At 54.1% G+C, this 12641-nt stretch carries 11 protein-coding genes and 3 pseudogenes; 9 read left to right on the top strand and 5 right to left on the bottom strand.

Going from position 1 to position 12641, the window contains the following annotated elements; all coding sequences use genetic code 11:
* The first annotated feature begins 34 nt into the window (after positions 1-34).
* Genes NMD14_09760 through NMD14_09770 form a run of 3 tightly spaced genes read left to right on the top strand, consistent with a single transcriptional unit; the run spans position 35 to position 3554 of the window.
* Complete coding sequence (locus tag NMD14_09760; protein XEI34637.1) at positions 35-499, top strand: glycosyltransferase; 465 nt, start codon at positions 35-37, stop codon at positions 497-499.
* The gene (locus NMD14_09765) at positions 496-3066 is read left to right on the top strand and encodes a hypothetical protein (protein XEI34638.1); all 2571 of its coding nucleotides are present in this window, start codon (positions 496-498) and stop codon (positions 3064-3066) included. The genes NMD14_09760 and NMD14_09765 overlap by 4 nt, the downstream gene beginning before the upstream one ends.
* Positions 3067-3077: 11 nt before the next feature.
* On the top strand, positions 3078-3554 hold the full coding sequence (locus tag NMD14_09770) for a hypothetical protein (protein XEI34639.1): 477 nt from the start codon (positions 3078-3080) through the stop codon (positions 3552-3554).
* Here the strand turns inward: NMD14_09770 and NMD14_09775 are convergent.
* Complete coding sequence (locus tag NMD14_09775) at positions 3532-3978, bottom strand: hypothetical protein (GenBank protein XEI34640.1); 447 nt, start codon at positions 3976-3978, stop codon at positions 3532-3534. The two genes, NMD14_09770 and NMD14_09775, sit on opposite strands and share 23 nt — an antisense overlap.
* Positions 3965-4666: a hypothetical protein gene (locus tag NMD14_09780; GenBank protein ID XEI34641.1), complete on the bottom strand. Its 702-nt coding sequence runs from the start codon at positions 4664-4666 to the stop codon at positions 3965-3967. The genes NMD14_09775 and NMD14_09780 overlap by 14 nt, the downstream gene beginning before the upstream one ends.
* Positions 4667-4674: 8 nt before the next feature.
* Here NMD14_09780 and NMD14_09785 point away from each other — a divergent pair.
* A pseudogene (locus NMD14_09785) lies at positions 4675-5658 on the top strand (IS4 family transposase).
* An 89-nt stretch (positions 5659-5747) separates the two neighbouring features.
* On the opposite strand, the gene NMD14_09790 reads toward NMD14_09785, so the two are convergent.
* Positions 5748-6674: a LysR family transcriptional regulator gene (locus tag NMD14_09790; GenBank protein ID XEI34642.1), complete on the bottom strand. Its 927-nt coding sequence runs from the start codon at positions 6672-6674 to the stop codon at positions 5748-5750.
* A 237-nt stretch (positions 6675-6911) separates the two neighbouring features.
* On the opposite strand from NMD14_09790, the gene NMD14_09795 reads away from it, so the two are divergent.
* Together NMD14_09795 and NMD14_09800 are read left to right on the top strand one after the other, a co-directional pair.
* Positions 6912-7766: an EAL domain-containing protein gene (locus NMD14_09795; protein ID XEI34643.1), complete on the top strand. Its 855-nt coding sequence runs from the start codon at positions 6912-6914 to the stop codon at positions 7764-7766.
* 50 nt (positions 7767-7816) lie between these two features.
* Positions 7817-9373: an EAL domain-containing protein gene (locus NMD14_09800; GenBank protein XEI34644.1), complete on the top strand. Its 1557-nt coding sequence runs from the start codon at positions 7817-7819 to the stop codon at positions 9371-9373.
* Between the two features lie 22 nt (positions 9374-9395).
* On the opposite strand, the pseudogene NMD14_09805 reads toward NMD14_09800, so the two are convergent.
* Positions 9396-9752, bottom strand: a pseudogene (locus NMD14_09805) (IS3 family transposase).
* Positions 9753-9830: 78 nt separating this feature from the next.
* On the opposite strand from NMD14_09805, the gene NMD14_09810 reads away from it, so the two are divergent.
* The 3 genes and pseudogenes from NMD14_09810 to NMD14_09820 all read left to right on the top strand — a co-directional run bounded on the left by NMD14_09810 (position 9831) and on the right by NMD14_09820 (position 11083).
* Positions 9831-10250: a transposase gene (locus tag NMD14_09810; protein ID XEI34645.1), complete on the top strand. Its 420-nt coding sequence runs from the start codon at positions 9831-9833 to the stop codon at positions 10248-10250.
* Complete coding sequence (locus NMD14_09815) at positions 10231-10449, top strand: hypothetical protein (GenBank protein ID XEI34815.1); 219 nt, start codon at positions 10231-10233, stop codon at positions 10447-10449. The genes NMD14_09810 and NMD14_09815 overlap by 20 nt, the downstream gene beginning before the upstream one ends.
* Positions 10427-11083: pseudogene (locus NMD14_09820) on the top strand (IS1634 family transposase). The gene NMD14_09815 and the pseudogene NMD14_09820 overlap by 23 nt, the downstream one beginning before the upstream one ends.
* Positions 11084-11176: 93 nt before the next feature.
* Here the strand turns inward: NMD14_09820 and NMD14_09825 are convergent.
* Entirely contained in the window at positions 11177-12592 is a 1416-nt protein-coding gene (locus NMD14_09825) for a chain-length determining protein (protein XEI34646.1), read from the bottom strand.
* Between the last annotated feature and the right edge of the window lie 49 nt (positions 12593-12641).

A 12641-nucleotide genomic window follows, 5' to 3' on the forward strand; every position in this document is an offset into this window, starting at 1 on the left:
CCCTGCTGGCAGAGACGGCGGCCGCCCTGCCCCATTGGGATCTGGTGCTGATTGGCCCGATCCAGACCGATATCTCCCCCTCAAGGGCCTCCCCAATATCCATCTGCTGGGGCCCCGTCCCCATCACACGCTGGCGGCCTATGCCCAGCACTGGCAGGTGAGTCTGCTGCCCTTTGTCGACAACGCCCAGATCCGTGCCTGCAATCCGTTGAAATTGCGTGAATATCTGGCCGCAGGGCGACCCATCGTCAGCACTGACTTTCCGGCGCTCGATGGCTATCGGGATCAGATCCAGCTCCCCCGCAGTGGGGAGAGCCTGGCCCAGGCAATCAATCGGGCCGCCTTTGATCAACCTAATCCGGGCTGGTTTCAGGAGAGCTGCTGGGAAGGGCTCACCCGCAGCAAAGGGCGCCACACTCGCCAGCAGCAGGTGGCCCTGCAAAGCTGGGATCACAAGGCAGCTGAACTGAACAACTGGTTGAAGGGGCTGCACGGATGAGCAGAGGGCTCTGGCTGGCTATCCTGCTCTGCTGCCATGCAGCAATGGCCGCTACCCGACTGGAAGGGCAGACCCCGCTACCCCTGACGGGCAACCAGACACCCCAGCGGCTCGATCTGAGCCCCCACAGCTGGCCGGTGGGTAGCGATGATGAACTGGTGATCGAGGGCCATAACCCCAGCGCCCGGCCGCAAACCCTGATCCTGCGTATCGACGATGACGCCTCGGTCAACTACCGTAGCCGGGTCAATCTGGAGCGGATTGTCGCCCCCGGCCCCTTTACCCAGCGCTTTGCCTTGAGTGATTGGCGCACCAGCCAACCCAGAGCGCTGGCGCTGGACAAGCTCACCAAGCTCTATCTCTTTATGGCCGATAACGCCCCCTCAATGACCATTCAACGCTGGTACTGGGAGCCCGGTTTGACCTTGCCAGCGGGCACCATTGCGCTGGATCTGGGGGCGGCGGCTTCGCCCCGCTTTACCGGCTTTGAGACCCTGAGTCCGGGGGATCCCCGGCTGATTGGTCACCCCAGTCCCATCTTGCGTCCCTCCGGCGATGCTCTTGTCCGCGATGGGCTGCGCAATCTGGACGGCGTACGGCTGGAGGTCGTCAAGGGGCGCTACCAGCTCACCCTCTGGCTGGATGACCCCGGTGAATGGGAGTACCTGCCCCACCCCTTCGAGCGCAGCGTGCTGGTCAATGGCGAACCCATCTGGGCAGAGCAGTGGCAACCGCAGGCATGGCTAACGCAGCGCTATCTGGCGGGACAATCGCGCGAGGCACTGCCAAATCCGGATCCCTGGCAACTGTTCGGGGCACGACAAGGCGGCCCGGTCCATGTCACCCTGAACCACCCCGGCGGCCCGCTCACTATCACACTGGTGGGTCACTCACCGGATGCCAAATACCTGGCTGGCCTGCTGCTTGCCCCCTATCCGGCCAGCACCGACGAGGCCGCCCCATCGAATGGCGATAAAGGCCATGGTATACAGGCCGAGGCTGATACACAGAGGCTGGCCGATGCGACCGCAATCGTACTGACCAAGCAGCGCCAGCTGTTTTTGGAAAAGTGGACCCTGGCCCCCTATTCCCCAACCCCAGCCCCAGCCCCAGCTTCGCAGCAACTGAGCCTCACGCCAATTGCGGATGCCGCCCCAACTCTGCAGATCGCCCCGCTATCTGCGGCAGATGCACTGCAGCAGGCTTCACAACCCGTGCTGGCTGCCCGTGGCAGCCAGCTGTTGCTGGAGTTTGCCATCCACACCGCCACCGACGATCCGGCCCCCTTGCTGGTGATCCAGCCCCCCGAGCAGGCAGGATCGCCGCTGGCGCTGACCCCCTATTACGGCAAGTGGCATCTGGTTCGCCCGCAGGCGAGCGGCACCCTGCTGGCTCCCACGGATCAGGAGCTGGTCGAGGGGATCGCCGGGCTCACCCTGCTGGCAGGTGTGCCCCGCCGTCTGGTGCTGCAAATGACAGTCCCCAGAGGCGCCCCGGCGGGACGCTATCTCGGCAATATTCAGCTGCTGAGCCAGCAGCAACTGGTACAGCTGCCACTGACTATCGAGGTGCTGCCGCTGACTCTGCCCGCGGCCAGCAAGCCGGTCGGCATCTATGTCGAAGCGCCCCCCTATCTCAACTGGCTGAGCCCCAACCCCGAGGCGCTAAAAGAGCAGATCGCCGCGGCCAGTCGCTGCGATCTGCAGCGGCTCGCCAAACTCGGGATCAGCGGCCTCTCACCCGCCCTGCCACAGGATGAAGCGGGGATGCGGGAGATCATGGGAGAGGCTATGGGGCTCGGCTTTGTGCCGCCCCTGCTGGCCTATACCCCGCTCAAGCGCTGGGGGAACGACCCTGCCAGCCAGCTTGATCAGTGGCAGGCGCGGCAACAGGGGCTGACCACCAGCGGCTTGCCCCCGCTGGCATGGAGCCTGTTCGATGAGCCGGATCTTGCCACCCTGCCCGCCATCACCACCCTGGCGCGGGAGATGAAACGGCGGGATCCGGCGGTGATCCGCGCAGGTCACTTCAATCATCCGGGTCAGGTTGGTCTGCTGGCAGAGGTGGAGATTGCCCTGATCAACGCAGGTTTTGGCGCTGACAAGGCCGATGTGGCGCGGGTGCGCCAGCACAAGGTCACCCCCTGGTTTTACAATCTGGGCACCCCGAGAGCCGCCGGGTTCTATCTGTGGCAAAGCGGCGCCGAAGGCTATTTGCAGTGGCATGGCCGCATGCCCACCGCCCTGCCCTATGACCCCACCGACGGGCGGGAGAGCGACTTTATGCTGCTCGGCTCGCAAGCCTGCGAGGCGCACCGCCTCTCCCACGATCTGTTGCTGTTGCAGCAAGCCATCGAGGATCTGCGCTGGCTCGCCTGGCTGGAGCAGGAGACCCGCTATCAGGTGGAGGCCGCCCTGCTACTGGAGCGCCTGCGGGATCAGCTGCCGACCCGCTGGCAGGTGGCAGAGCAACTGCCCTCTGCCGCCTGGATCCAGTGGCGTCGCGAGATTGAACAACTGGCCAAGCAATTGAAAACATTGCAAACTGGTGCCAACTCATCCTCCTGAAGTGACTGCGTATGGCCAACCAGACTCCCCGCTCCACTGTCAAAGAGTGCGCCCTGCGCCGCCTGTTGCCCCTGATGCTGCCGCTGCTAATCCTCAGCGGTTGCGCCCGTCAGGAACCGGTCAATGAGACCCTGCCGATCCTCAACCAGTTGCGGGAACAGCAGCTGGCCGAACAGCCCCAGCTGCAACTGCAATACCAGCAAGCACAGGCGCAACTGCCAGCGGATCAGGAGCAGCAACTGCATCAGTTTTTGGGACGCAAGGATCCGGCCCGGATTGCGCTGATAAGCGGCCCCGGGTTGCAAACCGACATGCTGGAGAGTGCGCGGATGGCGAGCGTGCGGCTGACGGCCCTCACCCGCTTGCTGGGAGCTCGCGCCATTGAGCTGGAGCCCCGCTATGACCCCATGCTGGCCCCCAATACCTTGCTGATCCGCATTCTGCCAAACGGTGAACCGGGGACAGTCACGCCAGCGGCGACGCAATAAGCGCGAGGCAGGAAGTCGGCAAGGCCACCCGATAGAGGGGATAAGGGGTCAGCCCCCACAATTTGCGCCAACCCTGGGTAAGGCGGTATGCGAGCAGCGGCGGGCGCTGGTGCAGCTCGCCTGAAAACATCACCCCCTGACTCATCCCCACGCCCGCCAGCGTCACTGACATCGCCTCGCTATCCGGCGCCACCAGCATCGCCTGCAGCAGGCCGTCACAACGGGGATGGGCCAGCTGATAGCTGACATAGGTGCCACCCAATACCGGCATGGCCACCCGCAAGCGCCATCCCATCTGGACCAGCTCCAGCAGCATGGGCTTGGCTCCCTCGTTAACTGCCCGGTTCTGATAACGCCAGCCCATGGCGGCAGCACTGAGCAGTGCCACCAGCAACAGCAACAGATATCCCCTAGATAGATGCATCACGGCGCCCCCGGATAAAGAGGATGGTCATCACCAGCAACATGATGGCCCACTGGTAGAGCTGGGCCAGCGAGCCGGTATGCAGCCAGCCATACCAACGCAGATCCAGGCTCATCAGCACCAACCGCAGCTGATTGGCCCCGATATAGAGCAGGCAAACCAGCAGCAACATGTGCCACTGCCGGTAGAGGGGGCGCTCCGGCGCCAGCCAGCAGCAGGAGACCAGCCAGGATAGCACCACCAGATAGAGTTGAGAAAACGAGGAGCACCCCTTGAGCACGATCAGCGCATGGCCTCCCAGCCGCTCGATGCGATTGCCATCAAGGCGAGTCTCCCAGCCCAGCAGTTGCAACCACTGGCCCACCCCCCAGGCATCGAGGGCCAGCACAGGGCCGGAGAGCAACGCAAACACCTGCTGCCCCCACAACACCGCCACGGTAAAGGCGAGCACAATCTGCAATACCGCCCGCTCATCGCCACTCTGATGACGGCGCCATAGCGAGGCCACCAGCAACAGACAGGCCAGCGCCTTGCAACTGGCGCTGGGGATCAGGATCAGCAGGATAAAGAGGGCGAGCACCAGCGGATGCGGGCGCCAGCTCGGTGCAACCCGCGATGCAATTTGCCACCAGATAGCAATCAGCAACACCACCAGCAGGTTGAAGTGGCCCATATTGAGCCACACCATGCCCCACTGTCGAGCGGGCCATCGCCTTGCGTATCGACCATCAACTCAAAGCGGCTTCCCTCGGCGCGTTCAAGCAGGTGTTACTGCACGATGGCACCTCCTTTGCGGTGCATCGGCGCCTTGCTGCTGATTTTCCCGGCCGGTTCAAGACCATCAGTCCGGCAGCTATCGAGTGCCATATGACCATGTCGCTGTCGGAGCAGAGCCCGTTGTGCATGAGTGTGTCTGCCGATACCGCAGGGGAACGGCAATTTCTGCCTGAAGCCCACACGCTGACCCACTGCCTGCTGCAGGCTGACGCAGGTTACATTGACAGGGCTTGGTTTGAGCAGGTGAACGATGCTGGCGGATTTTATCTGGTGCGCGGCACGCAAAGCCTGAACCCCAAGATAATCCAAGCCTGGCGCGGTGATGGACGGGAAGTACCCAAGCTGGTGGGACTGTCTCTGAAAGAGGCCGGACGGCGACGCTGTCGAGCCGAGGTACTGGATATGGTGGTGAAGTCCGGCCAGGTCGAGTACCGGTTGATCCGGCGCTGGTTTGCCGAGGAAAAGCGGTTCTGTCTGTGGATGACCAACCTACCGCGAGCAGCATGGTCAGCAGAGCAGGTGATGAGCCTGTATCGCTGCCGTTGGCAGGTGGAGTTGTTATTTAAAGAGTGGAAATCGCACAACCGGCTCAAGGGGTTTGTGACGGGCGAGAAAGCGATTGCGGAGGGGTTGGTGTGGACGAGCCTGCTGTCGCTGGTGATGAAGAGACGGGTCGCGCAGAGTGTGATGAGTGGGGCGCTATCGATGCTGAAAGCGTCGAAGAACAGTGCGACGTGGTGGCTACCGCTATTGGAAGCCGTGGCCCATAGGGCGCTGACAGAAATAAGGGAAAGACTGGAATGGGCGGCCGATTATTTGGCCAAGAGCGCTTGCAGAACCAAGCAGAGAAAGTCGATACAAAACAGGACCTTGGAAGGCGTTTTAAAGGGGCTCAACGCTTAAGGTCCTGTGAGCCTGTACATGAATTATGTCTACATGGAAATGTCATTGTATTGATAATATTTGGTTGGATGGCCGTTGCTGAAATTATGCTAGCAGTTTAATGGTAGTTCACTCTGAACATAATTAGTTATATGATTTATAACTTGGTTTACTACAAATGGCTGGCTTTCTCGACGTCGATAGATTAGGTATATTTTTTGATAGAAGTTAAATTTATAGTCAAATAACGGGATTAATCTTTCTGACTTAATATAGTCTTGCACTGTATAATATGGCGCATATACCACACCTAGTCCATTTATAGCCATTTCAATAGCGCTGGACATATTGTTGCAACTTAGTTTGCTTTTTATATTTATTCTGACATGTTCACAGTTGATGGTGAAGCTCCACTGGTTACATTTTTTTGGATAGAGAGCGTTATCATTCCATATAATGCAGGGTAATTTATCTAGACTACTCGGATCATCCAGAAGAGAGTTGAATGCATTGGGCGATCCAAAACAATTGTAACCAATTTCAGCAATCTCTCTGACAATGACAGAGTCATCCTTGGGAAGTGTAGAAGACATAATCAAGTCCCATTCGTCATTCTGGTCTGGCTGATACTCACCTAATGTCGCAATAAGTTTTATACTAATATCATTGTTCAGAGAGCTAAAACAGGGGGATATTTTACTTGCGATGAAGTTCAACGCGATGTTATCACCATAAATGTAAACATCGCCACAAGAGGACGATTTGTAGCTGTCTATAAACTCATATAAATCACCATATGCATCTAATATTGCATCTATCTTCTTTATAAAGGTACGACCTACCGTAGTGGTAGTGACACCAGTATTATCTCTATTGAAGATTTTAAAACCAAGAGACCTCTCAAGATCGCTAATTATTTTGCTTACATATGGCTGATGTGAGTTAAACTTAGCTGCAGCAGCACTCATACTCTGCAAGTCATCAACTGTCTTGGCTATAATCAAAGACTTTATTTTTAAAGAGGTGATTTTTTTCATTTTACCTTACGCTAATTAGCCATAGTTAAAGTTATATTATTCCATCTTTCCTACATAACTGACATACGAGAATCGTTATGTCGGCATATATATTTTTTTTAGTGACAGTCAGCGATTAGCTGTGTAAAAAGGCATGGTGTATATTTGTTGCAACTTTTCTGCTTCTTAATTTGAATGTGTTCTGGGTCACAGTATTTTAAGCTTTTATGCTGACCAGATGATGTGGGGGTATACGTTATGTCTGGCCTGATTGCTGCACTGAGGGGAAAGGGGGTCGATCTTCAGCCCTATCGAATGATTGGCATTGAACGGGTTGAGTCATTTAATGAAAAACGTAAAGGTTTGTTCAACCCTACCATCATCAACTCCTTCACACCAGTTGTACAAGAGCTGTTTACAGCAACTTCACTGAGAGCTCAGTTAGATGGTTTTTCATCATTTTCTCAATTGGAGGAGGATGATTTAGAAAACGAGCATCTACTGGAGTTATTCTACAGACCTCAGAATGATATATCCCCAGTTAATTTTTATAATTCCTGTGATGCGATATCACTCATTGAGCTTACGTTATTACAGCTGAGCGATGCACTCATCAATGCGCGTAAGGAAGGCGCGACAGACTTCTTTTTTAAAGTAGAGTCACGCATTCTATATGCACTAGATGAGGCGCTGGTATATTTTTCGACAATTTTTGGTTCATATGGTATTAATTTATACATTGAGATTAGTCACCGGCCATTTATTTCTAATAACATCCCTATAAGTACACTGATCCGATTGCATGAGCACGGTGTCAATCTAGTTTTAGATAATTTCGCATGGCGTGGTGGGGATTGGCGAGAACGTTATATCTCAAGCGGGATTTTTTGTTGTGTGAAGCTTGATACGCCACCATTATTACAAAATGAAATTAATAGCTTCAAAGATTCACTTTTGCTCTTTCAGGAAAAATATAATCTTAAAACAATAGTTGGGAAAGTTGAGACGAAGAGACAAAATGAGATTGTTCTTTCCACTGGGTGTTGGGCAGTACAGGGGTTTTATTATTCCAGGCCTAGGACTGTCAAATTAATGGACTTGCAATCATTGTGAAACACCTGACTTACAATCGACTTTTTCTAGAAAAGCCAAGGTTTTACCATTTGGCTATTCTGGTTGTATCAATTTTATTTATGGTGACTGCGATATTTTTATTGTTTAACTATGAAAAAAGAAGTATTACTCTCGAAAGTGAACGGTATACTCGTAGAACAGTAGTAGAAATAAACAAAATATTCAATGAAGTTGAACGGGGTATTGATGAAGTATTCAGAACCAGCACAACACATATCTGCTTGTCGTCAATAAATAATTTAATAGATACCGCAACACGAAATCCTTACACCATGATGTATTACGTGGTCGATAAATCAGGAGGTAAATGCTCATCTTATAAGGATCATTATGGGAGTATAGCAAGTATCTCCCAGCAGATGGATGATATAGACTTAAAGAAAAATGGTGTTTATCTAAAGGTTATCATGAAGCGTCCGGTTTTTTTATTAGTGCGCAGTCACCAGGGCGTCAGTGTGGTTGGATTTATCGATCTTAGATATATTACAGACCTGATTGTAGATCATAATGACATGAGCGATGCCATAAGCTATGGCTTGACTATAGATAGCACGTATGATGCTCAAATACTTAGCTCGATAGGCTTGGCTGTACCGCTAAATGACAAACCAACTATGAAAAGTAGCTCTGAGAAATATGGTTTTGGCGTTGCAGCTTATATGAAAAATGATGCCTATATCATGATGACTTTTCTTAAGTTCTATGGATGGGCTGTTTTTATAATAATAGGACTTTCAATTGTAATTTTTATCCTGCTTTATCGTTGGATCAATAAAATCGACTTCATTTGTCAAGATATAAGAAAAGGGATCATGCATAATGAATTTATCCCCTATATCCAGCCCATCGTAGATAGCTTAACCCTGGAGGTTATCGGAGGCGAAGTGCTTGTTCGGTGGCAACACCCCGTCTATGGTTTGATCAGCCCCGTACAGTTTGTTGAAGCAGCAGAGCGTTCGGGGGCTATCATCCCCATCACCGAGCAGTTGATGAACACGGTTGCTGCTCGGCTTAGTTCCAGTGATATGTTGGTTTCTTCTAAATTTACTATTAACTTTAATGTGACGCTGTCGCAGCTCATATCACCAGATTTGGTTCAAGTCTGTTCGCATTTTCTCTCTGCTTTTGAAGAAAATGCCAGGCCACAACTGTGCCTTGAAATCGTCGAGCGAGGTATGCTGGATGACCACACTGAGTTACAAATGATCACCGCATTTAAAAAGCTCCATTCAATTGGGATCTGTTTTGCGGTGGATGATTTTGGAACTGGCTATTCCTCACTGAGGCATGTTTATTCATCTTATATTGGTGCGATCAAGATAGACCGGCTGTTTGTTAAAGACATTTACAAAAATAAAATGGCTTATGAAATTGTTATGAATATCATAGATTTAGCTACCCGCATCGGGGCGAAGGTTGTTGCGGAAGGTATTGAGAAACCCATACAGGCAAAGGTCTTAAGCAAGATGGGGGTTAACTGTTTTCAAGGCTATCTCTATGGAAAACCAATGCCAATGGATGCATTCATTACTTCTTTCATGAGCAAGCAATGTCTACACGAGGCGGTGTCTACTAGATTGATCTGACCCAGCAATCGTGGACACCGAGTTAAGCGACATGTTGTTCGAACGCTTCAGGGCTTTGATATCCCAGCGAGCTATGCAAGCGCTGCCGATTATAATCGACCTCAATGTACTCGAATACCGCTTCCCGCATCTGGGCACGATTTACAAATCGCTCTCCATGGATCGCCTCCACTTTCAATGAATGAAAGAAAGAAACTCTCCGAGCAGGCATTGTCGTAGCAATTGCCTTTGGCACTCATGCTACAGCGCAGGCTGTTGGCTTTGAGCAGCGCTTAATAGTCATGCTTCCCCGGTCGCTATGCACGATGACGCCTTGCGGCTGCTTCCTGCGGAACAACGCCATCTGCAACGCATCGCAGACCAGTTGCGTCGTCATGCGATCCCCAGTGTGTCAACCTAAGCCTGAACCAACTGATTTTGAGATAACATATAAATCAGGGCTTTCAGGAGAATGAACATGCCAAAGCCAGTCATCCCAGTCGATCCCAAGATTGAGCCTGCCCCCCCCGCTCTCGAAAAACGAGTACGCCGCTCATTTACCAGCGAGTACAAGCTATCCATCCTCCAGCAAGCTGATGCTTGCAGGCATGGTGAGATCGGCGAATTGCTGCGACGCGAAAAACTCTATTCCAACCAGTTAAAGCAGTGGCGTCGTGAAATGGCTGAGCAAGGAGTGGACGGATTAAAAAAATCTTCTCCCGGCCCGGCACCCAGAAAGACCGCTGAACAGAAGCGTATCGAGCAGCAGGAAAAAGAGATCGAACGACTACGTAAGCAGCTCAACGTCAAAAATTACTGCCTGATGCTCCCAAAAAAAAAGCATTGGCACTGCTGGATGCGTTCGACGAGAACGCCTCGTGACGCTGCTGCTCGATGAGCCGATGCCTGCCAACGTCTCTGAACGCAACGCCTGCTCGGTGCCGGGCATTTGTCGTAACAGCCTGCGTACCGCCCGTGCACGTGTTCACTTTTGTGGTCCCGTGAGCCCTTATCGGCGCAAGCGCAAGGAAACCCGACAGCTACGTGCCCTCAGCACCGAGGAACGCGCTGCGGTGCGCCCGACGCTTTGCGTGTGAGGCGGATGCCCAAGCGGAATTAGGCCGCTTTAGTGCCAGCTTGATGCAGCTGCAACTGGATGCCGAGGTGGTGAATGAGCCGGTTTATGCCGGGCGTGGCAGACCCAAGAACGGTGAAGCGCCGATCAGCCATCAGTTTCAAATCTGAGGGTTAGCAGCAACCAGCCTGGCTTGCGTTGCAGAGGCGCGCAACCAGACCGGCGTGTTCATCCTGGCGACCAATGACCAGAGCGTAATGCTGACGATGGCCGAGTTGTTGGCCACCTACAAGGCACAGCAGAATGTCGAGCGGGGCTTTCGTTTTCTCAAAAGTCCGGAATTTTTAACGTCATTGTTGTACCTGAAAAAGCCCGAGCGGATAGAAGCGTTGCTGATAGTGATGACCTGTAGCCTGATGATTTACGCAGCGTTGGAGCACCGAATCCGGCAGGGATTAGTGCAGCAAAACCGCAGTGTGGCAGATATGAAAAAGAATCCGACCCAGCAGCCAACCGCCCGTTGGATTTTTCTGCGCTTTGGCGGCATCCATGAATATCGACTGGGAGAAGCCCCACCCCAGATAACGGGGCTAACCGTGGATCAGCAGGTCCTCCTGGAAGTATTGGGTGAGCGCTACCGACAAATTTATTCCTAAATCAGGTGCGGAATGTCGGTTATAAAAAAGGCCTTATCACAAGGCCTTTTCAGATATATCCAGATTCAGGCTGGCAGCCCGCTTTTACAGCAATCAACCCAGCTCCGGTGACAAGGGCAGCACCTGCCCATCCAGCGCCTGATCACTATGGGATGGATAGTCCGGCACTGGCTCGCAGTAGGGAATGCGGCTTAGCACCGGTGCCTTGATCAGGGCAGCCAGCTGATCGGAGCGGCGCAGGCTGGCATCCGCCAGTTCGGCAACCAGTGCCAGACCGCAGCCCAGCCCCAACCCGCCAACCATGCCCGCCAGCAGAAACAGCCAGAGCGGGTAGTTGCTCGGCTTGCTGGGGGCAAAGGGTTTGTCGATCACCTTGATCCGCTCCCCCTGCTCGAAGTTGCCCAGATCGCCGGTCACCTTGGCCTTCTCATAGCGCAGCAGCAAATCCTGATAGAGGGTGCGCTTGACCGCCAAATCCCGCTCCAGCTCGGCGAGTTGGCGCTCGGTATCCCCCTGGGAGTCGACCACCTTGTCCAGCACATCGAGCTGGCTCTTCAAACCGGCGGCGTTTTGCTCCGCTTCCGTCAGCTGCGTCTGGGCCAGCTGCCACTCGGGCCCGCGGGCCATATCCGGCTGGGATTTGAGCTGCTCAAACTCCTGCTGCAACTGGTCAATCTGATAGCGCAGACTCTGCACCTTGCTGTGCTCGTCGCTGTAGCGGGCCCGCAGCAACACCAGCTCGGTGCGCATCAGTTGCAGTTTTTCATCCAGCTGGCGAGCCAGCTGGCTCTCCTGCCCCAGCGATAGCTGATCGACCCGGGCCCTGGCCTGCTGCAGGGTGATCAGGCTCTCGGCGTAACGCTCCTGCAAACCATAGAGACGGGCGACGTTGGTACTCTGCTGCTGGGGCAAGGCGCTGGCATGCTCCCGTTTAAAATCTGCGAGCTGCTGCTCGGCCTCTTGCAGTTCGCTGCGGCGGCGGTCGAGCTGGCTTTGCAGGAAACGCTCGGACGATTCCGCCGACTGGCGCCCCTTGCTGAGCAGATTGAAGAAGAAGCGCCGTGAAATGGCTTCAAGCAAACCGGCGCTGTTGGCCGCAGAATCCGCTTTGACCTTTATCTCGATCACCTCATCGCCGATCAGCCGCAGCGAGACGGCACTCGAGAGCCAGTCCATGATGGCATCGCGCTGGGCTGGCGGGGTCTCGTCATTGACCAGACCACGATCCCGCGCCACTCCATCGAGCACATAACGGCTGCGCAGCAGGGCTTCGAGCACCGCAAAGCGATCTTTCAGGCTCTCCTGAGTGATGAGATCCTTGAGGGTCGGGGTCTGGTTGGCATCTTGCGGCACCATAAAGGTGGTGCGGCTCTCATACTCCTTGGGGGTGAGCAGGCCGGCCGTCACGCCCACCAGCGGCATCACCAGTACCGGGATCACCAGCAGATAGCGACGGCGCCAGGCGGCAAAGAGAATGATGTAGAGGTTGTAATAGAACTGGACAGGCATGGCATCACTCCCTGAGAAAAGCCCTCCCCCCGTACGATGCAAAGGCAGT

It is taken from the genome of Aeromonas veronii (genome assembly GCA_041319085.1).
Classification (GTDB): domain Bacteria; phylum Pseudomonadota; class Gammaproteobacteria; order Enterobacterales; family Aeromonadaceae; genus Aeromonas; species Aeromonas veronii_F.

What these genes read in the sequence shown, in the direction of transcription:
- NMD14_09825 (XEI34646.1), bottom strand. Translation starts at nt 12,592, where the DNA reads ATGCCTGTCCAGTTCTATTACAACCTCTACATCATTCTCTTTGCCGCC.
- NMD14_09770 (XEI34639.1), top strand. Translation starts at nt 3,078, where the DNA reads ATGGCCAACCAGACTCCCCGCTCCACTGTCAAAGAGTGCGCCCTGCGC.
- NMD14_09810 (XEI34645.1), top strand. Translation starts at nt 9,831, where the DNA reads ATGCCAAAGCCAGTCATCCCAGTCGATCCCAAGATTGAGCCTGCCCCC.
- NMD14_09790 (XEI34642.1), bottom strand. Translation starts at nt 6,674, where the DNA reads ATGAAAAAAATCACCTCTTTAAAAATAAAGTCTTTGATTATAGCCAAG.
- NMD14_09795 (XEI34643.1), top strand. Translation starts at nt 6,912, where the DNA reads ATGTCTGGCCTGATTGCTGCACTGAGGGGAAAGGGGGTCGATCTTCAG.
- NMD14_09780 (XEI34641.1), bottom strand. Translation starts at nt 4,666, where the DNA reads ATGGTGTGGCTCAATATGGGCCACTTCAACCTGCTGGTGGTGTTGCTG.
- NMD14_09765 (XEI34638.1), top strand. Translation starts at nt 496, where the DNA reads ATGAGCAGAGGGCTCTGGCTGGCTATCCTGCTCTGCTGCCATGCAGCA.
- NMD14_09775 (XEI34640.1), bottom strand. Translation starts at nt 3,978, where the DNA reads ATGCATCTATCTAGGGGATATCTGTTGCTGTTGCTGGTGGCACTGCTC.